Origin of the sequence: Halorussus limi (assembly GCF_023238205.1) — an archaeon.
In the GTDB taxonomy this organism is placed as follows: Archaea; Halobacteriota; Halobacteria; order Halobacteriales; family Haladaptataceae; genus Halorussus; species Halorussus limi.
This window is the reverse complement of sequence record NZ_CP096659.1, coordinates 285,047-305,043: the sequence shown is the minus strand read 5'-3', so window position 1 is coordinate 305,043 and position 19,997 is coordinate 285,047. Positions and strand designations below refer to the sequence as shown.

At 68.0% G+C, this 19,997-nt stretch carries 20 protein-coding genes and 1 pseudogene; 11 read left to right on the top strand and 10 right to left on the bottom strand.

The genetic code is table 11. From position 1 onward, the window contains the following. The first annotated feature begins 26 nt into the window (after positions 1-26). Positions 27-626: a GNAT family N-acetyltransferase gene (locus M0R89_RS01570; RefSeq protein ID WP_248650818.1), complete on the top strand. Its 600-nt coding sequence runs from the start codon at positions 27-29 to the stop codon at positions 624-626. Between the two features lie 16 nt (positions 627-642). Further along, positions 643-873 carry a DUF7385 family protein gene (locus M0R89_RS01565; RefSeq protein WP_248650817.1) on the top strand — a complete coding sequence of 77 codons (231 nt, stop codon included), beginning with the start codon at positions 643-645 and terminating at the stop codon, positions 871-873. Here the strand turns inward: M0R89_RS01565 and M0R89_RS01560 are convergent. Further along, positions 863-2,065, bottom strand: coding sequence for a metal-dependent hydrolase family protein (locus tag M0R89_RS01560; protein WP_248650816.1), 1,203 nt, complete (start codon positions 2,063-2,065; stop codon positions 863-865). The genes M0R89_RS01565 and M0R89_RS01560 overlap by 11 nt on opposite strands. 132 nt (positions 2,066-2,197) lie before the next feature. Between M0R89_RS01560 and M0R89_RS23615 the strand changes: the two are divergent. Then, positions 2,198-2,790: pseudogene (locus M0R89_RS23615) on the top strand (DUF7978 family protein). A gap of 60 nt (positions 2,791-2,850) precedes the next feature. Here M0R89_RS23615 and M0R89_RS01550 read toward each other — a convergent pair. After that, positions 2,851-3,435, bottom strand: coding sequence for a GNAT family N-acetyltransferase (locus M0R89_RS01550; protein WP_248650814.1), 585 nt, complete (start codon positions 3,433-3,435; stop codon positions 2,851-2,853). 135 nt (positions 3,436-3,570) lie between these two features. After that, on the bottom strand, positions 3,571-4,302 hold the full coding sequence (locus M0R89_RS01545) for a metal-dependent hydrolase (protein WP_248650813.1): 732 nt from the start codon (positions 4,300-4,302) through the stop codon (positions 3,571-3,573). Between the two features lie 107 nt (positions 4,303-4,409). Between M0R89_RS01545 and M0R89_RS01540 the strand changes: the two genes are divergently transcribed. The 4 genes from M0R89_RS01540 (at position 4,410) to M0R89_RS01525 (ending at position 7,134) form a co-directional block, all read left to right on the top strand. After that, positions 4,410-5,123 (top strand): helix-turn-helix domain-containing protein, encoded by a 714-nt coding sequence (locus M0R89_RS01540; protein ID WP_248650812.1) that lies wholly within the window; start codon positions 4,410-4,412, stop codon positions 5,121-5,123. Positions 5,124-5,239: 116 nt separating this feature from the next. Next, positions 5,240-5,962 carry an Ntn hydrolase family protein gene (locus M0R89_RS01535; protein WP_248650811.1) on the top strand — a complete coding sequence of 241 codons (723 nt, stop codon included), beginning with the start codon at positions 5,240-5,242 and terminating at the stop codon, positions 5,960-5,962. Beyond that, a complete protein-coding gene (gene psmA / locus M0R89_RS01530; RefSeq protein WP_248650810.1) occupies positions 5,962-6,708 on the top strand; it encodes an archaeal proteasome endopeptidase complex subunit alpha in 747 nt (248 codons plus the stop codon). The genes M0R89_RS01535 and psmA overlap by 1 nt, the downstream gene beginning before the upstream one ends. A gap of 135 nt (positions 6,709-6,843) precedes the next feature. Continuing rightward, on the top strand, positions 6,844-7,134 hold the full coding sequence (locus M0R89_RS01525) for a hypothetical protein (RefSeq protein ID WP_248650809.1): 291 nt from the start codon (positions 6,844-6,846) through the stop codon (positions 7,132-7,134). A gap of 315 nt (positions 7,135-7,449) precedes the next feature. Here M0R89_RS01525 and M0R89_RS01520 read toward each other — a convergent pair whose 3' ends face one another. The 5 genes from M0R89_RS01520 to M0R89_RS01500 form a co-directional block, all read right to left on the bottom strand. Beyond that, complete coding sequence (locus tag M0R89_RS01520; RefSeq protein WP_248650808.1) at positions 7,450-8,526, bottom strand: DUF7351 domain-containing protein; 1,077 nt, start codon at positions 8,524-8,526, stop codon at positions 7,450-7,452. A 199-nt stretch (positions 8,527-8,725) separates the two neighbouring features. Then, complete coding sequence (gene hmgB, locus M0R89_RS01515) at positions 8,726-10,063, bottom strand: hydroxymethylglutaryl-CoA synthase (RefSeq protein WP_248650807.1); 1,338 nt, start codon at positions 10,061-10,063, stop codon at positions 8,726-8,728. Positions 10,064-10,142: 79 nt separating this feature from the next. Continuing rightward, positions 10,143-12,392, bottom strand: coding sequence for a hypothetical protein (locus tag M0R89_RS01510; protein ID WP_248650806.1), 2,250 nt, complete (start codon positions 12,390-12,392; stop codon positions 10,143-10,145). A gap of 79 nt (positions 12,393-12,471) precedes the next feature. Further along, the gene (locus tag M0R89_RS01505; RefSeq protein ID WP_248650805.1) at positions 12,472-13,056 is read right to left on the bottom strand and encodes a DUF2150 family protein; all 585 of its coding nucleotides are present in this window, start codon (positions 13,054-13,056) and stop codon (positions 12,472-12,474) included. A 153-nt stretch (positions 13,057-13,209) separates the two neighbouring features. Beyond that, the gene (locus M0R89_RS01500) at positions 13,210-14,058 is read right to left on the bottom strand and encodes a TatD family hydrolase (protein ID WP_248650804.1); all 849 of its coding nucleotides are present in this window, start codon (positions 14,056-14,058) and stop codon (positions 13,210-13,212) included. Between the two features lie 339 nt (positions 14,059-14,397). Here M0R89_RS01500 and M0R89_RS01495 point away from each other — a divergent pair, with 339 nt between their 5' ends. Continuing rightward, entirely contained in the window at positions 14,398-14,904 is a 507-nt protein-coding gene (locus M0R89_RS01495; protein ID WP_248650803.1) for a DUF8009 family protein, read from the top strand. Positions 14,905-14,919: 15 nt separating this feature from the next. Here M0R89_RS01495 and M0R89_RS01490 read toward each other — a convergent pair whose 3' ends face one another. After that, on the bottom strand, positions 14,920-15,390 hold the full coding sequence (locus M0R89_RS01490) for an NYN domain-containing protein (protein WP_248650802.1): 471 nt from the start codon (positions 15,388-15,390) through the stop codon (positions 14,920-14,922). A gap of 175 nt (positions 15,391-15,565) precedes the next feature. On the opposite strand from M0R89_RS01490, the gene M0R89_RS01485 reads away from it, so the two are divergent. The 3 genes from M0R89_RS01485 to M0R89_RS01475 all read left to right on the top strand — a co-directional run bounded on the left by M0R89_RS01485 (position 15,566) and on the right by M0R89_RS01475 (position 19,530). Further along, positions 15,566-17,143 (top strand): S8 family peptidase, encoded by a 1,578-nt coding sequence (locus M0R89_RS01485; RefSeq protein ID WP_248650801.1) that lies wholly within the window; start codon positions 15,566-15,568, stop codon positions 17,141-17,143. 181 nt (positions 17,144-17,324) lie between these two features. Then, positions 17,325-19,052, top strand: coding sequence for a cation:proton antiporter (locus tag M0R89_RS01480; RefSeq protein ID WP_248650800.1), 1,728 nt, complete (start codon positions 17,325-17,327; stop codon positions 19,050-19,052). A gap of 142 nt (positions 19,053-19,194) precedes the next feature. Next, positions 19,195-19,530 carry a hypothetical protein gene (locus tag M0R89_RS01475; RefSeq protein WP_248650799.1) on the top strand — a complete coding sequence of 112 codons (336 nt, stop codon included), beginning with the start codon at positions 19,195-19,197 and terminating at the stop codon, positions 19,528-19,530. Here M0R89_RS01475 and M0R89_RS01470 read toward each other — a convergent pair. Further along, complete coding sequence (locus M0R89_RS01470; RefSeq protein ID WP_248650798.1) at positions 19,506-19,994, bottom strand: hypothetical protein; 489 nt, start codon at positions 19,992-19,994, stop codon at positions 19,506-19,508. The genes M0R89_RS01475 and M0R89_RS01470 overlap by 25 nt on opposite strands. Between the last annotated feature and the right edge of the window lie 3 nt (positions 19,995-19,997).

The following is a 19,997-nucleotide window of genomic DNA, read 5'->3' as shown; positions in this document are numbered from 1 at the left end:
TCTCTCCGCCCTCCGACGCACCTATCATGTTTCCGGAGCGGGTCCCGACCGAGCGGTTGGAACTGACCGCGCTGACGCCCGAGAACGTGGACGTGCTGGAGTTCTATCGTCACAGTTCCCACCAGAATCCACACATCGAGGAGATAACCGAGTACCTCCCGTGGGACCCCCATCAGAGTCCGAAGGAGACGCTGGACTTCCTCCGCTCGCGCGCTGACGCGCGCGAGGCGGGCGAGGACGCCGCCTACGTGATTCGCCCGAAGGAGGGCGAGGACGGCGCGGGCGAAATCGCGGGCGCGACAGAACTCCACGCCGACTGGGAGCGCCGGACCGCGATTCTCGGGATGTGGCTCCGCAAGCCCTTCTGGGGCCGGGGCTACTCCGGCGAGCGCGCCGCCGCCCTGATGGGGGTCGCGTTCGAGCGCCTCGACCTCGACGTCGTGGCCGTGCGACACCACGCGGACAACGACAAGTCCCGGCGCGCCATCGAGAAGTACGTCGAGCGGTTCGGCGGCCAGCGCGAGGGCCTGCTCCGGAACTACGGGACCTCGCCCGACGGCCCGGTAGACGTCTCTCGGTACACCGTCACCCGCGAGCAGTGGAGCGAAGCGACGAAGGGGGACTGACCAGAACCGAATCCACATGACCGCCGAGCGATTCGACGTTCACGACCACCGCCACGCGCTGAAACTCCACAAGGACTCCGGCCAGACCCAACTCTGGGAGAACAAGAAGGCCCTCGACTGCCCGGCCTGCGGCGACCCGTTCGCGGAGCTGCTGATTTCTGAGAAGCGTCACAACAGTTTCAACCGACCCGACGGCCGGTTTTGCGCGGTCCGTGAGGAGGACCGGCTACTGGTCTTCACGCACTGAATTCGGCGTCGGAGTCGAGTCTATCGAACGCCGCTCCGGCGACGACTTCGCCGCCCTTGACGACGGTCTCGGGGTCCCGGAGCGCGCCAAGGTCGGCGAGGGGGTCCTCGTCCAGCACGAGGAAGTCGGCGAACGAGTCGGGTTCGAGCGTTCCCGCGCCGTCGAGACCGATTACGTCGGCCGCGCGGCCCGTCATCGCCACGAGCGCGTCGTGGGGGTCCATCCCGTACTCGGCCATGAACGAGATTTCGGTCGCGTTCGCGCCGTGGTAGTTGAACGGCGTCCCGGCGTCGGTGCCCCCGACGATGTCCACGCCCGCCTCGACCGCGTTCCCGAACGATTCGATGTGGCGCTCGTAGACGTCGTTCGTCTTCTGGAGCGACTCGTCGGTGGCGTGGTCGGCGTTGCGCACGATGCGGTACGGGGCCGAGAGCGTCGGCACCAGCACCACGTCCTCGGCGACGAGCAGGTCGATGGTCGCCTCGTCGAGGAACGTGCCGTGTTCGATGGTGTCCACGCCCGCGCGGATGGCCGCCTGCGCGCCCGCCGCGCCGTGGGCGTGGGCCGCGGCGTGGACCCCGCGGCGGTGGGCCTCGTCCACCAGCGCGTCCATCTCCTCCTGCGTGAAGGCGGGCGCGTTCGGGTCCGTACCGGGCGTCGTGACCCCGCCGGTCGCCATGAACTTGACGAACTGCGCGCCCCTCTTGACCTGCTCGCGGACCGCCTTCCGGCACTCGGTCGGGCCGTCTACCTCCCGGCCGAGGTGGTGGCCGTGTCCGCCAGTGATGGTGATAGAGCGGCAGTTCGCGACCATCCGCGGGCCGGGCACGTCGCCCGCGGCGACGCGTTCGGCCAGCACCACGTCGAGGTCGCGGGCGCCCATCGCCCGAACGCCCGTGATTCCGGCTTCGAGGGTCTTGCGGGCGTTGACGGTCTCGGTCAGCATCAGTTCGGCGTCGCTCATCGACACCACGTCGGCCACGCTGGCCTCGCCCGACAGCGAGAAGTGGACGTGGGCGTCGACCAGTCCGGGAACGACGGTCCGGCCGTCGAGGTCGTAGGTCGGTTCGCTCTCTCGCGGGTCGGCGTCGCCGACCGCCTCGACGCGCCCCGATTCGGGGTCGAACCGGAGCGCGGCGTCTTCGAGTACGTCGCCGGTCCCGTCGACGACGCGGGCGTCACGCAGAATCATGTGGTGAGTGTTCCCAGTCGCCGCTCTTGAATCCCGCGAATCGTCGCGCGAAATCGCCGCGCGGCGGCCGGAGTTCGACTTCGCCGTCGTCCGGCCACAAGATACTCCCTCCATCGACGGAACGCCCCGACTATGACTACCGCAGAAGACACGTCTCTCACGACCGGCGACGCGTGGCGGCGCGCGACGCTGACCCGCGGAGCGGTCGCGGGCGTCGGCGCGTGGTTACTCGGGTATCTCGTCACCTACGTCTGGAAGTCGCAGGCCGTCTCGGAGGCGCTCCGGGGTGTCGGGTACGTCTCGCAACTGCTCGGCGGCGAGGCGGTTCCCGCGTGGAAGGGCGTCTCGTGGCTCTTTCTGAACGCCCACTTCGTCGCCACGCGATTCCCGACCGTGACCGGCGGACCCGGACCGCGAACTTCGCCACCGGCGAGGGCGGTTCGACGCTCCTGCTCGCGCTCCCGGCCGTCCTCCTGCTCGCGGCCGGAGCGGTCGCTGGCTACGGGCGGCCCGGCGGTGCGGTCGAACGCGCGAAGTCGGGCGCGGCAGTCGCACTCGGCTATCTCCCGCTCTCGGCCGGGGTCGCGCTGGTCGCCACCCACGGCGTCGGCGACACCGGGGCCGCCATCGCGGCCGACCCCGTGACCGCGACTCTGCTCGCCGGCGCGGTGTATCCGCTGGTCTTCGGTGCCGTCGGCGGTGCGCTGAGTAGCGTGGTGGAGTAGCCTTTCGGGGACCGTCGAGTGAGGTAACCCGTCGGCGAACGGTCGCTGACTGGTAGACGATTACTCCAACTTCCGGGCGACCATCTCGCCCCAGTGTTCGAAGCCGTGGCGGTCGTAGAACGCCTGCGCGCGGTCGTTCTCGCGGTCCACGTCCAGCACGAGGCGGTCGAGCGGGAGGTCTTGGTCCTCGGCCACCGCCACCGCGGCGTCCATCAGGTCGTCGGCGACTCCGGTGCCGCGGTACTCGGGCCGGACGTAAACCTCGTTCAGGACCGCGGCGTCCCAAATCATCGCCAACTGCTGGGGCAGGACGAAGACGTACCCCGCCAGCGCCGGGTCGGAACCGTCCTCGGATTTGTTTTCCGTTTCTCGAGAATCGTCTGTGTTGCTTTGGGAATCGTCTGTGATTCCCTCTCCGTCCGTGACCTCGGCGACGGTCACGCACCGCGGGTCGTGCTTCGTACACCAGAACACCCAGTCGAGGTAGCGCTCGCCGTACGCCTCGGTGAGTTTCTCCTCGTAGACGGCCCGCTTGTCGTCGCCGCCCGTGCCCGACCCGAGTCCCAACTCGAAGGCGCGCTTGAGGTCCCAGAGGTCGCGGGGGTCCCGGTCGGGGTCGTACGGTCGGAGTCGCGTGTCGGTCATGGCCGAGGCTTGACGGACGAGACTGTTAGCGATTGCGAGTTCGACCGAGAGGCGAAGCGGGCGCTCCCGGTCGGTGTCGATTCGGCGTCGGCGGACCGCGGTGGCGCGCCGGCGTCGGCGGGCTTCGTCGCTCGCTCACTCCCGGCGCTCCATCCAGACCCGGAGACCAACCACCGAGTAACCGGTCAGCGCGAGCAGGGCGCGTTCGCCGGTGTAGGCGATGGGGAACAGGCGCTCGACGCTATCCGATTCGGCACCCTTCGTCGGGTCGATGCCCGTGCTGTAGTGGGTGTTCTCGGTCGTCCGCGCGGTGTCGGACTCGCCGCCCGACCCGCCGGTACTGCCACCCGACGCGCCGCCGGACCCGGCGTCAGCCCCCGCGCCGCCGGTCTTGTCGGGGAGCACGGCGTCGGCCAGCGCCCCGAAATCGACGTTCACGAGCGTCTGGACGAACCCCTCCTCGGTCGAGTAGAAGACCTTGCCCGAGAAGGTGTAGAACCGGTCGTGGAGCGGGTAGAACAGGTTCGCGCCGTTGAAGAAGGCGTCGAGGCCGATGCCCGCGAAGACGACGGCGAAGACGCTGACCCACGCGACGCGGACGCCGCGCGCGCCCCACCGCGAACGCAGGAGCGACCGGTCCCGGCGCGTCGAGTCCCACCAGAGCGCGACGCCCGCGAGGAACGGCAACAGGAGCGTGTGGAACGCCGCGCGGTGCGCGCCGGCTATCCAGAACCCGAGAAACACGTCGAAGTCAACCAGCGCCACGGCCGCCATCACGACGACCACCGCCTTCCAGTCGAAGTGGTCGGCGAGCAGTGCGGTCCCGACGAGTCCGGCGAGTGCGACGTGAACGACCGTCGAAGGCATCGATTGCCACATGGGACCGAGGCGCAATATCAGTTTCCCGGCCTGTTCGGCGAACGTCGAACCCCGATTTCGATACGCTTTTCCGCCAGACTCGCGCAGTCGCCACCATGACCGAAGCGACCGACCCCCGCGAGGACCTCGCCGAGCGTATCGCGGGCGAGATAACGCTCAGCGACGACCCCGGCGCGACCCTCCGGAAGTGGCGCACCGACTTCGGGGTCTCTCAGACGGACCTCGCCGACCACCTCGACGTGTCGTCGTCGGTCGTCAGCGACTACGAGAGCGGCCGCCGGGAGAGTCCGGGTATCGGCGTCGTCTCCCGACTCGTGAACGCGCTGCTCGACATCGACGAGCGACGGGGCGGCGACCGCATCCGGCAGTACGTCCGGGTCGTCTCGGCCGGGTTCGAGAGCGACATCGTCAACGACCTCCGGGAGTACCCGACGCAGGTCGCGCTCGACCGGTTCTACGACGCGGTGGGCGCGACCGAACTCGCCCAGGGCGACCACCGAAACGTCACCGGCCACACCGTCATCGACAGCATCGAGGCCATCACGCGACTCTCCAGCGAGGAGTTCTACCGACTCTACGGCCAGAGTACGAACCGGGCGCTGATGTTCACGAACGTCACCAGAGGCGAGTCTCCCCTCGTAGCGATGCGGGTCGTCAACCCGACGCCGAACGCGGTGGTCCTCCACGGTCTCGACCGGGAAGACCTCTGGGACCACGCGCCGAAGATGGCCCGCCTCGACGGGTTCTCGCTGGCCATCACGAACGAACCGATAGACGACGTGTTGCAGTCGCTCCGCGAGTTCCCCTGAGCGTCTGATTTTCACCTCCACCGAGCGTCCGCCGCGCGTCCGACCTTCCGTCCACCGCCCCGGCTAAAATATATTTTAGCTAACACTTTTCGGCGGCTGGCCCCTATCCGTTTTCGATGCCGAACGCCAGACCCCCCACCGACGGAACGCGAACCGAACCGCGAACGGACTCGACGGCGAGCGCCGACGCGGACCTCACCGAGACCGGCACGACGGTCGTCGCCGTCACCGCGACGGACAGCGTCGTCGTGATGGCCGACCGGCGCGCGAGCGCGGGCGGCCGATTCGTCACGAGCAAGGACACCCGGAAAGTCGAGGGAGTCCACCCGACCGCCGCGGTGGCGCTCTCGGGCGCGGTGGGCAGTATACAGGACTACACCCGCCGCCTCCGGTCGCAGGCCGACCGGTACGAGATTCGGCGCGGCGACCCGCCGGGCGTGGCCGCGTTCGCCACGTTCGCGGGCAACCTGCTCCGCGACGGACCGTACCGCATGGTCCGGCCGCTCCTCGGCGGCGTTGACGACGAGGGGCCGCAGGTCTACGACCTCGACGGCGGCGGCGCGGTGATGGAAGCGCCCTACGCCGCGAAGGGGAGCGGCACCCAGTTCGCGCTCGGCGTCCTCGAACGCGAGTTCCGTCCCGACCTCTCTACCGAGGCGGCGACAAACGCCGCGGCCCGCGCGGTCGAGAGCGCCATCGAACGCGACACCGCGAGCGGGAACGGCGTCACCGTCGCCGAGGTGACGACGTCGGGCGTGACTATCGAGGCCCGCGACGACCCGGCCGAACTGTACGACTCCGAATCGCACTCTCCGGCCGGCGACGGGGAGGTGGCCTGATGGAGGGCGACCAGCGCGCCTACGACCGGGGCACCAGCATCTTCTCGCCCGACGGGCGACTCTATCAGGTCGAGTACGCCCGCGAGGCGGTCGAGCGCGGGAGCGCGAGCGTCGGGGTCGAGACCGCCGAGGGCGTCGTCCTCGCGGCCCGACGTCGGGTGCGCTCGCCGCTGATGGACCCCGAGAGCGTCGAGAAACTCCATCAGGTGGACGGCCACCTCGGGGTCGCCTCGGCGGGCAACGCGGCCGACGCTCGACAACTCGTAGAGTTCGCCCGTCAGACCGCCCAGCGCGACCGCCTGACCTACGACGAACCGATGGGCGTCGAACCGCTCGCGAAGGAAATCGCCGACCACGTGCAGGAGTACACGCAGTCGGGCGGCGCGCGGCCCTTCGGGACCGCCCTGCTCGTCGGCGGCGTGGCGGACGGACGGCCCGCGCTCTACGAGACCGACCCCTCGGGGACGCCCTCGGCGTGGAAGGCCGCAGCGGTCGGCCGCGAGAGCGCCGTCATCCGGGAGTTCCTCGAAGCCGAGTACCGCTCCGACGCGGACCTCGACGCGAGCGTGGACCTCGCGCTGGATGCGCTCGCCGCGCCCGACGATGCGTCGTTCTCGCCCGCTGACGTAGCGGTGGCGACGGTGACGGCGGAGTCGGGCTATCGCCGACTTCCGACCGACGAGCGCCGGAACGCCCTCGACTCGCTCGGACTGCTCGACGAGAGCGGGAGTCCGCAGGCGTCCTGACCGACGACGCGAGCGACCCCGTTCGTTCCGGCAACAAGCTTCTACTGTCGGCCTCCTGTACGTGTTCCGGAATGTCAACGGAGGTCTCGACCGGAGCGCCGACGATGGCGACCGCACGACTGGAGCGTGGAAGCGATGGCTGACGAACAGTCACCGCTGAGTCAGGCGGACATCGAGGAGCGAATCGAGCGAGTCGGGCGGTACTCCCGCTTGGTCAAAGCCGGCTTCGCCGTCATCGTAGGCGCGTTCCTGCTGGCCGCGGTCACAGTTCTCCCCGCGAATCTCGACAGCGTCGCCGCGGCGGTAAACGCGATGTTGCTCCCGCTCATCTTCGTGGGGATGGGGCTGTTGCTGTTCGGTATCGGGATGCACCTCCACCTCCTCCACCTCAACCTCGTCCACCAACTCCGCAAGCAGGGCGAGTAGGATTCGCGAGCGACCGAGCGAGACGCCGAGTCGCAGTCGTGAGTCGAAATCGGTCGGGAACAGGTTCGACAGGTCCCTTCGGCGTCGCCCCCGCTCGACCGCTGCCACGGTTGCGCGTTCCGAACGAGCGTCCGCGTTACGTTCGAAGCCGCCGATTTCGTATCGCTTTTATCAGTTTATCGAGCGTATATTGTATACTCTCCCGGTACTACAAAGTAGATTCGAGAGCCTCTGATACGGCTAGAATCGTCCGATCAGGGCGGTTCGGCCGGGTCGAGCAAGCGCGAGCAGTAGCCGAGGCGAGTCTGCCCGGGACTACGACGCCTGCCGGGCCTCGCCCGCGGGACGCCGCCGCGTCCCCGCCACCGAGCAGTCCCCGGCAACGAACACGTCCAGCGCCTCGTCGTCGAGTTCCGCGCTGACGCGGACGCACCACGGTTCGTCGGCGACCACCGTCTCGGTCCACTCGTCGCCGACGTTCCAGATGGGCCGGTCGCGGACGTTCAGGCCGTGGTCGTGGAAGAATGCGACGACGCCGGGATGTTCGAGGACCGCGAGCGTGACGGGGGCGTGGAGTCGGCACCTGCACTGCGCGCAGTCGAGGCGGACCTGCGCGCGCCGGGCGTCGGCGTCGGGCAGGCGCTCGGTCACGGGCTCGGGCGGTTGTGCGAGCGCGGCGTCCATCGTCGCGGCGCACTCCGGGCAGACCCCGTCGGACATCACCGAGAGGCGGTGGCGGTGGTGGCGGTCGAACGCCGAGAGCAGGCGCTCGGGGTCGCGGTCCCGGCGCGCGCCCGGCGGGAACGGGAGCGTGAGGACTCCGCGCCCGCAGTCGTCGCAGGCCACGGTGACGTAGTTGGCCTCGCAGACCGCCGCGAGCGTCCCCGACGCGCAGAGCGGGCAGGCGTCGCCGGTCGGCACGGGACCGAACGACACCCGGTCGGTGTAGGTTCCGGCGGCGATGGCGCGGGCCACCTGCCGTCCGGCGTAGGTCAGCGCGTAGCGGTCGCCGTCCTCGCCGGTCTGACGCAGGAACAGGCCGGTCAACTGCCGGAGATGGTAGGCGAACCCCGCGGTGGTGTCGGCGGGACTGGCCTCGAACAGTTCCGAGAAGGTCGCGGTCCGACCGGAGACCGCGTCGCTCTCGCCGGCGTTTGCCCCACTCGCGCCGCCCGCGAGCGCTCGGAGGACGGCCATCCGGATCTCGTTGCCCAGCGCCTCGAAGGCGTCGCTGGCCTCGCTCGACTCGACTTCCGGGCCGGGCGCGACGACTTCGGCGTCGGCGACCGCGCCGCCGGACTCCGACTCGGCGACATCCGCGTCGTCCCGCGGTTCCGCCGGGGCCGCCCCCGCGGGCGAATCGCTCGCGCCCTCCGTGCCAGCGTCACTCATGCCGACACACTCGGGCGGCGTCGGTTATAAGGCCTCGGACCGCGGCGGATTCGACGCTTCGGTTCGCGCTGTCGGGGACTGGCGGAGTCGCCGGCGGGGAAGAAGAGAGGAGAAGAAAAGTGAGGGAAGGAGAAGAGAGTCGAAGAGGAAAGGCTCGCAGCGAGAAGCGCCGACGAAAAACGACAGTCGGGCGGGGGCGCTACTCCACGAAGTCGTAGAGGCGCTCGTTCATGCGGCCGCGACCGGTGAAGACGAACTCGCCGTCCGGCACGGTGAAGTCCTCCATCTCGATGGTCTTGTCGTGGTTGTGTCGGTCGTGGACGTTCTCGTACTCCTCGAACGAGAGGTCGTAGCGGCCCGCTATCTGGTCGTCGACGTTGAGCTGTTCGATTTCGTCCTTCCAGCCCTCGCTGACCGTCTCGGCGTGGATTTCGGCCTGTGCGCCCGACCCGTACGAACCGACGCCCAACTTCTCGCCCGCGAGGTCGACGCCCTGCTCGGCGGCCTGCTTGAGGGCGGCGGCGCGAGCGATGTGGACCGACCCCGTGTACCAGTTGCCGACTTGTCGGGAGATGGAAAGGGTCGGTTCGACGGTGGCGTCGTACCACTCCTGATACGCCTCGGTCGAACTCAGGTCGTCCATGTGGTCGCGGATGGCCTCCTCGTAGGCCTCGCGGTCCTCGAAGTCCTCCTCGCGGGGTTGGAAGCCGATGTCCTCGGCGAGGTCCTCCTCGATGGACGTCCCGCGAATCATGTGGCGGTAGGCCAGCACGGCGGCCTTCCGGACCATGCCGGGGAACGGCGTGTGGAACGGGATGAACGCGAAGTCGTCGGGGTGGGAGGCGCCCGCGACCGACTCGTAGTCCTCCAACGCCTCGCGCATCCGGGCGAGGTACACCTGCATCGAGCGCTTGCCGTCCACGCTCGGGAACTGCTGGTTGGGCTTGAGGAAGTCGGTCTCGTCGGCGCTCCCGTACCCCTGTTCGGTCGAGAGTTCCACGAGGTTCGGGTCCTCGGTGATGAGCATCGCCACCGCGCCCGCGCCCTGCGTGGCCTCGCCGGGGTCGCCCCGGGCGTAGAGCGCGGTGTCGGTGGCGACGACGAGCGCGGCCCGGCCGCGGTTCCGACCGGCTTTGATCCAGTTGTAGGCGTCGTCGAGACTCTGAGTGCCCGCGATGCAGGCGAACTTGCGCTCGCCCTTGTTGGCGTGGTGGAAGTCGCCGTCGTACACCTGTTCGAGACACCCAGCGATGTACGTCGAGACGGGCTTGGAGTTGTCGAACGCGCTCTCGGTCGCCACGTCGATGCGGCCGATGTCGTCGGGCGTCAGCCCCTTGCGGTCCATCAGGCGCTTGGCGGCGTTCGCGCCCATCGTCACGATGTCCTCGTGGGCGTCCGGGAACGAACTCGCGTGCAGACCGAGTCCCTTGGTGTACTTCTCGGGGTCCTCGCCCTTCTCGGGCGCGAACGTCTCCGCGAGGTCGAGTTTGAGCTTCCCCGTCCAGATTTCGATGGCGTCGATACCGACGGCTGTCATATACGGTTCTGCGGCGACCGGCTATATGGGTTTGTCGATAGGGTCTTCGACGCGCGTCGAAACCGGTCGTCGATTCGGGTTAGCTGGCGGTGTCCGTCTCGGCGCGAACCGCCACGACCGCGCCCTCGTCGTCGAAGACGAGGAGTTTGACGCGGAACTCGGTTCCGCGACCGTATCCGGGTTGCAGGTCGATTCGGCCGGTAGCCGACGTTCGGGTGGCGGCGTCGGCACCGCCGCCGCCCAGACTGATAGCCGCGCCCGAGACCTGACTGAAGTTGCCGTTCTCGGTTATCGCGTAGTCGATGCGGTAGCGCGGCCCCTGTCCGGGGTTCGACCGGTCGGAGACGCCGTAACTGCTCACGGCCGGACTCCCCGCCCGCGAGAGGTCGTCGTTCGTGTTCGGGTTCAGCGCGTCCGCGGTGTCGGTGATGGAGTCGCTCGCCGCGACGTACTCCTCGCCCGCGTCGTTCTCGTAGATGACGCGGGCCGTGACCGTCCAGTCCTCGTCGGCGGCGTAGTCGAGACTGTACCGTTCGTTCCCGCGGACCGCCGTGCTGTTCTCCACGCCGGTCGCCGAGGGGCCGCGGTTCACGTTGTCGAAGACCACGCTGACCCGCTGGAACGAGGCGTTCGTGTTCGACACGTCGTACGAGGCGACGTAATCGACCGCGTTCTCGTTGACGTGCGAGAGGTCGTCGAGTCGTAACTGGACGTTCGGCGCGGGCGGGCCGCCACCGTCACCGGAGTCGTACACCTCGATTCTGAGCGCGTCGCCCGACCCGCCACTGGCGGCGTAGGCGTTCACCACGCCGGTCGAACTGGTGTCGAGTTCGACACTCCTCCGTCCGTCGTCCCACGTGTCCAACTGGTCAGCCGTGAATTCGGCGACGCTCGTATCGCTGACGGAGAACTCGACCGGGGCGTTCTGGGCGGTCGGTGTCGTGTTCGCCGTGAGCGTCACGGACCGCTCTACCGACCGGTCGTATCGACACGTGTCGTTGGCGTAGCAGGTCATGCCGGGTTCCGCCTCGATTGCCGGAACGTCCCAACGCGTCTGGTAGGCGGCGTCGCTCCCGTTCCCGCCCGTCTCGCCGAGTCCGCTCCCGTCGGCGTTGACCGCGGTCAGGTTCGCGCTCAGGTTGGCGGGCGTGCCGGGGTCGAACCCGGAACCGGTCGGCGGCACCGAGTCCATCCCGACCCGGACCTCGACCTCGCTGTTCTCGCCGTCGAAGTCGGTCGGCGGGACGTACCGGACCGTCACACGACCCTCGTCGTCGGTCGTCAAGTCGGTGAGTTGGTCGCCGCGCTGGCCCTGCGCCGCGATGTCGCCGGAGAGACCGCTATCGAGGGTCACGTTCACGGTCGCGCCCGAGACGGGGTTGTTGAACCGGTCGCGGACCTCCACGACGACTTTCTGCTCGCTGTTCTCCGCGACGCTCGCGTCGTCGCCGCGGACGTCGGTGACGTAGCGGGCGCGGGTCTCGGTCACGTCGGTGCCGACGCCGACCTTCGCCAGTTCGAGTTCGTAGGTCGCGTTTTCGAGGACGAGTCGGACCGCGCTCCGGCCCGACACCTCCTCGACCGCCCGCACGTAGCGGTCGTCGCCCGCGGTCCGGTTCATCTCCGCGGCGAGCAGTCGCTCCCACTCGTCGGCCGGGAGCCTCGTCGGGAGGACGAGCGAGAGGTTGCTCGTCTCGTTGCCCACCGTGACGGTCCGCGTGGCGGGGCTGACCGCCCGCATCTCGACGGTGGCGGTTCCGCTGCTCGACTCCGAGAGACTTCCGTTCAGCGCGACCAGCGAGATGGTGTTGCCCTTCACGAGTTGTTGGCCCGCGAGCGTCCGGTTCGCGTCGTCGAATCGGTTGTAGAGGACGCCGTTGTCGTATATCGTGGTCGGCGGGTTCTGATAGACGTGATAGACCGGGTCGTAGGTGAGTCCGCGGGTCGAGAAGTTGTGCGCGCCCCCGGTCCAGTAGTCGCCGGTCTCGCCGCTGGCGGTGGCGTTCCTGAGCGTCAGGTTCGCCGGAGGCGTCGTCCGGAGGGTGCCCGACGGCGGCGCGGGATTGACGAAGAACGCTCGGACGGGGTACTGCGTGCCGAGCGCTATCGAGGTCGACCCGTCGCTGCCGGTGGCGGCGGTCCGGTGGAGTTCGTCCTGCAGGTCCTGCAACTGGCCCTGCACTCGCTGGTTGTGCGTGAACTCCACCTGCTCGTTCTGCTGGGGGACGACCGACGCCTGATAGACCGACAGGAGAATGACGAGCACTGCGAACAGCAGGACGGTCCCGATTTGGACCGTCACTCCGCGCTCGTCGGTTCGAAGTCGCACTACCCGGTTCCTTTCGGGGCAGGTAGTTAAAAATAGCGCCTGCGCGGTCGGAACTCGCCGCTCCGAGCGCCGGACGCGACTACGCTTCGTCTTCCTCTTCGACGACTTCGGGGTCGCTCATCGCGCTCTGGAGGCTGTCGAGACCGTTGACCCACTCGATGACGAGTCCGTACTCGAGGTCCTCGGTCACTTCCATGTCGAGTTCCTCGCCGTCGATGATGCGCGTTCCGGCGGCCGCGACCAGACCGAGCGCCGAGTCGAGGTCCTCGCCCTCCTCGGCGCGTCCGGCCTCCAGGACGTACTCCTCGACGCTCGCTTCCTCGGCGGGACCCTCCGCGACGTACTGGTCGGCCGCGTAGAAGACACAGACCAGACTCGTCTGGACCCCGTCGATGAGCATCGCTTTCTCGTCGTTGTCGAACTCGACCTCTTCGAGGACGACTTCCCGGATGTCGCCGAGTTCGTCGAGCGCCTCCTCGTCGTCGATGTCGCCGTCGTCGTAGGCGGTCACTATCTTGGCGACCGCGATGGCCACGTCGTCCTGCAGGTTGAGGAGGAGACGGGCGGAGTCTTCGTTCTCCGGGTCGATGTCCTCTTCCCGGATGCGGTCGAGCCAGTTCTGCCAGCGTTCGTCGGAGTAGAATTCCTCCGGAGGCGCGCTCATGTATCTTCGGAGTGTTGCGCGCTTCATAAATCCTACGAGGCGAATTTCGACCCCGAAAACGGCGGTATTACGCCGCTCGTCCGCTCGTTCGGCGTTCCTTCCCCGACCCGACTGTCGTTTCGATAGGGGTTCCCCGCCGACGGCGAGAGTTCGCTACCGGTCGAGCGTCGCCTCGGTGTCGAGACCGTACACCGCCTCGGGCGTCTCGACGTGGGCGGTCCGAATCGCGTCGTCGTAGCCCGATTCCTGCATCCAGCGCACCCGCCGGGGCACCGTCTTCGGTCCCATCACCGCGCCGGGCCGGTCGGGGTCGTCCACGAAGTCGGTCTCCATCAGGAAGGGGTCGCCGCGCTCGGCCGCGCGTTCGAGGCGGTCCTTCTCGCTCATCACGCTCGGGGTCGGTCCCGCGAGTCGCCCGGCCGCGTAGTGCTTGACGACTTTCCGGGGGTCGAGACCCCGCTCCTCGGCCCACTCCGCGACCTCCGTCAGGTCCTCGCTGGCCTCGGTGTGGAGTTGGACCGCGCAGTCGTTCTCCGCGCCGAGCGCGAGTCCGTGCCGGAGGACCTCGTTCGAAGCCTCCCAGACCGCGTCGGTGGTGTCGTAGTGCGGGCGACCGGTCTTGAGCGCGACCGCCTCGCCCGACTCGACGTACTCAGCGGCGACGTCCAACCCGGCCCGCATCAAGTCGCTGGCCTCCTCCGGGGAGAATCCGCGGTCGTCGACGAGTTTCGAGACGAGTCCGGGGTGGACTCCGAGGACGGGCCACGCGCGGCCGGGCAGGACCTCGCTGGCGCGCGCGACCACGTCGACGGTCGTCTCGAAGACGGGGCGGAACTCCTCACCGGTCTCGGGTTCGACGCCGAGCAGCCACGAGGGCTTGTTCACCACGAGCAGGTGGGTGCCGCCGCTCCGCGCGAAGTCCTTCACGGCCTCGATGCCCCGACCGTGGTCGGGGTCCAGATGCAGGTGATTGTCGAGTACCGGCGTGCCGAGGTCGTCCATGTCCGCTGATTCGGGGAGCGAAGGAAAAACCTCGGCGATTCGCTTTCGACGGGGACGGCGGTCGTCTCCGACTGCGGGAAACCGGAAAACGACTCCGGCGACTGCGGTGTGCGAACGCGTACGGGCGATGTGAGCGCGAGCGGCAGGGCGAGAACGAGCGATAGCGCGTACGAACGCTGTACGCGAGCGTGCGACGTGTGCGACGCGCTCGTACCGAGCGCGCCCCGCGAGAAGGTATAGATAACCGGCGAAATCTAGATAACCGGGGAGAGAGGCGGGACGACCGACGCGGGACCGTCCGGCGCGAAGTTCAAGGGCGCTCGCGTCCGAGTCGGAGGTATGGACGACGAGGACCCGCGGGCGATTCGCTCGGTCGCGGTCACGGCCGACGACGCGGTGGCGGCCTACGAGGCCCGCCAGCGGAGTCCGCGAAGGCCCGTCCTCCGAGTGACGCCGCCGTTCTCGGGGCGGATGCGGGCGCGACTCCACGACGCAGGTCCGGCAGCGACGGGGTCGGAGAGGGTCGGTGAGACCGGCGAGACCGCTTCAGACGCGTCAGAAGCGGTCGGCGACCGCGACCCGGCGACCGGCGCGCTCTACCTCCCGCCGGGCCGGTTGCTCGACGCGGACGCGATTCCGGCGTTCCCCTCGCCGGACGACACCGAGGACGCGCTTCGCGCGGACCCGGACGCCGAGTTCTCCGTCGAGCGCCACCGCGAGCGTCACGTCGAAGCGGTCGAAGCGTGGCGCGAGACCGTTCGCGAGGCTATCCGTGGCGAGGCGGAGATTCGGTTAGCCGGAGGCGGGACGCACCGAGTCGAAGTCAAGACGCTGGGGGGAGATTAGACTACTCGCGAGCGATTACTCCGACGACTCCTCGGCGTTCCCGTCGGGGTCCACGACCTGCGCCTCGTGGGCCGCGTTCCGGAGCGCGTCCGACCGGCCGTACTCGCCCGGCGCGATGGCGACGGTGCGGACGCCGTTGTGGGCCGCCTTCTCCAACACGGGCTTGAAGTCGGTGTCGCGCGAGGCGATTGCCAACACGTCGAGACCGTCGGTGAGCGCGAACTCGGTGGCGTCCACGGCGAGTTTCACGTCCACGTCGCCGGAGGTCACCGTCACCTCGAACCCGCGGGCCTCCGCCGCCTGAATCAGGCCGGGACTCGCGTGTTCGTCCAGATACAGTCGGGTCGCGGCGAGTCGGCCGAGGTCCTCCGCGGCCGTCCGCACGTCGTCCAAGTCCACGTCGAACTCCTCGCGCAGGACGTTGGGACCGTCCACGAACAGCGCGACGGTGGTCTCCCCGCCGAGGAGCGAACGCAACGGTTGCATACCCTGCCGTAGCGTCCGTTCCGGTTTAGCGGTGCCGGTCTCGCAACGCCGCGGTTCTTTCCACGCCTCGAAACTATTTACTAGTTTGTTTTTTGAGTGATTATAACTTAGTAACACTTTATTACAACCTAAGATTAAGATTTAAATAACTCTGGTGTGTGGAACGTAATGTAGCATGTCAGACGACAGCACGCAGCGATTCGATCGCCGTACGTTCCTCAAGGCCACGGGCGCGGCTGGCGCCGCCGCCGCGACCAGTGGTATCACAGCAGCGACCCCCGGCCGCGACCCCGGCCCCAAGAAAGACGAGATTCTCGTCGGCGTCTCCGCCGGTCACGGCGACGTCGAGGGGAAAGTCTCCTCGTACGTCCCCGGCAACGCGGAAGTCGTTCACACGAACGACACGCTCCGCTACGCCGCGGTGAAGTTCCCGAGTCAGGCCCCCGACAAGGCCAAGCAGAACTTCATCGACGCCATCACCAAGAAGGACGGCATCAAGTACGCCGAGCGCAACCGGACCTTCGAGACTCAGCTCTCCCCGAGCGACCCCCGGTTCGGCGACCAGTACGCTCCCCAGCAGGTCGAGTCCGACGCCGCGTGGGACACCACGCTCGGTGACTCCAGCGTCACCATCGCAGTCGTGGACACGGGCGCTCAGTACAGCCACCCCGACCTGCAGGCCAACTACAAGTCCAACCCCGGCAAGGACTTCGTAGACAGCGACTCGGACCCCGCGCCGGACGCGCCGAGCAACGAGTACCACGCGACCCACGTCTCCGGCTGTGCCGCGGCCGTCGTGGACAACGGCACCGGCGTCGCCGGACAGGGTAACTCCTCGCTCATCAACGGTCGCGCGCTCGACGAGAACGGCTCCGGTTCGACCTCCGACATCGCCGACGCCGTCGAGTGGGCGACCGACCAAGGTGCCGACATCATCAACATGTCGCTCGGTGGCGGCGGCTACTCGTCCACGATGAAGAACGCCGTCCAGTACGCGGTCAACAACGGCTCGCTCCCCATCTGTGCGGCGGGTAACGACGGCTCCAGTTCCGTCTCGTACCCCGCGGCCTACAGCGAGTGTATGGCTATCTCCGCGGTCGACTCCAGCGAGAACCTCGCCTCGTTCTCGCAGTACGGCAGCAAGGTCGACCTCTGTGCGCCCGGCGTGGACATTCTCTCGACCACGACCGAGACCCGCGGCTCCTACGAGAAGCTCTCGGGTACCTCGATGGCGACTCCCGTCACGTCCGGCGTGGCCGGACTGGCGCTCGCCAAGTGGGACCTCACCAACTCCGAACTCCGCAGCCACCTCAAGAACACCGCGAAGGACATCAGTCTCTCCTCGGACAAGCAGGGCGCGGGTCAGGTCAACGCGTACAACGCGGTCACGACCGACCCCGGCAGCGGCGGTGGCGGCGGTGGCGGTGGCGACGGCTCCACTTCCTCGACCGTCAGCGACTCGCTCAGCAGTTCGTCGGACTACGACGACTACGAGTGGAACTGGGAGTACAGCAGTCCGAGCCAGATAGTCGTGGAACTCTCGGGACCGAGCGACGCCGACTTCGACCTCTACGTCAACGAGGGCACGACGACCAACGCCTCCCCGAGCAACTACGACTACCGCTCCATCAGCACGAACAGTCAGGAGTCCATCACCATCGACAGCCCCGACACGTCGACGCCGCTCCAGATCGACGTGGACTCCTACAGCGGGTCGGGCAGTTACGACCTGACCATCACCGAGTACCAGTAGTCCGACCGCCTCGGTTCGGGATTCCTCCTTCTTTCGCGCGCCAGTTCCGACGTAGCCGCCACCGTCACAACGGTCCGGAGACCGCGATGCGGGACAGTACGAATGTTCTCTCCGGGAACGGACGGCGCTGAAATCCGTATCGGTAATTGAGTTTTTACGCGTCGCGCGAGTATCAACGGGCATGGTTGCTGAGACTGGAATCGCGGCCGAACTCATCGACCTGCTCTCGGTGTTCGTCATCGCGGCAGGGGTCGGCGTGTTCGTCGCCAAGATAGGCCGCTTTCCCTACACGATTGCGCTCTTGCTCGCGGGACTCGCGGTGTCGATTCTCGACATCAGCATCGACATCGCGCTCTCTCACGACCTGATTCTGCTGGTGTTCCTCCCGCCGTTGCTGTTTGAGGGCGCGGCGACGACCGACCTCGAACGCTTCCGGAGGAACCTGTGGCACGTCCTCGTGCTGGCAGTCGTCGGACTGATACTCGCCATTCTGTTGCTCGGGGTAGTCGGCCACTTCGCCTTCGGGTTCCCGCTGTTGGTCTCGCTGCTGTTCGCGGCGATGATTCTGCCGACCGACCCGGTGTCGGTGCTGGCGCTGTTCGAGGAGTTGGGCGCGCCCGAGCGACTCTCGGTCCTCGTCGAGGGCGAGAGCCTCGTCAACGACGGCGTCGGCGTCGTCATCTTCTCGACGCTGTTCGCGCTCGTCGTTCAGTCCACCGAGGCCGGCACCGAACTCGCGCAACTCATAACGACGGACACCATCGTCGCCGCCTCGACGGACATCGTCGTCGCCAGTACGGGCGGGGCCATCGTTGGACTGGTCACGGGACTGGCGGTGTATCAGGTGATGTACCGCCTCGACGAACACACGACCGAAATCGTGCTGACGCTGGTGCTGGCCTACGGGAGCTTCCTGCTTGCCGAACACACCCTGAGCGGCGTCATCGGCGACTACTACTTCAGCGGCGTCATCGCCACGGTGACGGCGGGCCTGCTCATCGGGAACCGGGGCGCGGAGTACGCGATGAGCGCCCAGACCAAAATCTCGGTGTTCAACACGTGGGACACCGCGGCGTTCCTCGTCAACACGCTCATCTTCCTGCTCATCGGCGCGAAGACCCCCATCAATCAGGTGCTGACCCACGGTCGACTCATCCTCATCGCCATCCCGCTGGTCGTCCTCGCGCGCGCCGCGGTGGTCTACCCCATCACGACGCTGGTCAACCAGTTCGTGCCGAAGGGCGTCCCGCTCGAATACCAGCACATCATGGTCTGGGGCGGGCTTCACGCCTCGATTCCCATCGCGCTGGTGTTGGGTCTCCCCGAGAACTTCCCGTTCCGGGAGGAGCTTCGCGCGATGGTGTTCGGGGTCGCGGCCTTCAGCCTCGTCGTGCAGGGACTCACGATGGGCCGCGTGATGAACGCGCTCGACATCGTGACCCGTTCGGAGGCCGAGGAGTTGTACGAACTGCTCGTCGGGCGCGCGCGCGCCGTGGACGCCGCGCTCGAATCGGCCGCGGACCTCCACGACGCGGGCGACCTCTCGCCGAGCGTCTACGAGGACTTCCGCGTGGAGTATCAGAACGAGAAGGACGACCTCAAGGAGGCCATCTCGCTCCTGCTCGACGCCAATCCGGAACTCCGGCGCGAGGAACTGCTGGTCGGCGAGCGCCGCGTCCTGAAACAGGAGAAGAGCGCCCTGATGGACGCGATGCGCACCGGCGCGGTCAGCGACGACGTCGGCCACCGCCTGATGGAGGAAGTGGACCTGAAACTCGACCGGGTGGAGTCGGGCGAGAGCACCGTGACCGACCGGCCGGAGGAAGGCTACGAGGAGTTCTGGCGCTCGCGGGCCCGTGAATTCGGTCTCGAAAGTCGTCTGGAAGCGACGGAAGCCGACGACGACTGAATCACCGATTCGGTGGCGGGACGCGTTCCTTCTCGTCGTATCGACGGCCGGACCGCCACCGCCGCGCCGCCAAACTTCAAATGCGATACCGCACGAGTTCGGCCCGACCGGCGCGCCGAACGCACCTGCCGGTCCGACAACCATGACGCACTGCTACAACTGCGGTCACTCCGGTACGTTCGTACTGCTCGCCCAATTCGCGCTCTCGGTTCCCGGCCCCGCCGACGAAGCGCCGACTTCTGCCGAAGGTCCGTCGGACTCCGTCGAAGACCGGTCGGACACGGCGGAACCTCGGTCCGACGCCTCGGGCCGCCGATTTGACGGTCCGCACTGTCCGTCCGACGGCGCAGACTGTCAGCGACTCCCCTCGTCGGGCGACCTCTCGCTGGCGGTCCAGTGCCCGGCCTGCGACAGCACCGACGTCGGCGTCGCGGCCGGTGACCTGCTCGCGCGCTACGGGTCGAGTACCACGTCGTAACCGTCCTCGACCGCCACGTCGTCTTCGACCGCGGTATCGCCATCCTCGCTCGCGTCGTCGTCCGCGCCGTCGCTCGTCCAGACGACGAGTCGCGCGTCCGCCCGGCGTGCGGCCGCGGCGAGTCGGCGTTCGAGCATGTCGGCGATGCCTCGGCCCCACCACGCTCGAATCTGGTCGCGCCCGCAGAGCCACACCGCTCGGGGGTCGCGCTCGACGACCAGTTCCGTCGCGCACTCGGCAACCGCGCGCACGTTCCGGCCGTCGTACTCCCGGATAGTCCGACCGCTCGGAGCCTCGGCCGTCACGTACAGCGGTGAAGTCCGGACGCCGGGACCCACTGATCCGCTGATTCCCGGCGCGACCGTCACGGTTTCGGGCGGCCGCGGCGGCGCTCTCGCGTCCCGAACGAGCGCCGTCCGCGCCCCGGTTTCGTCCAGATGCGAGCGGAGTTGTTTCATCGCCACTTT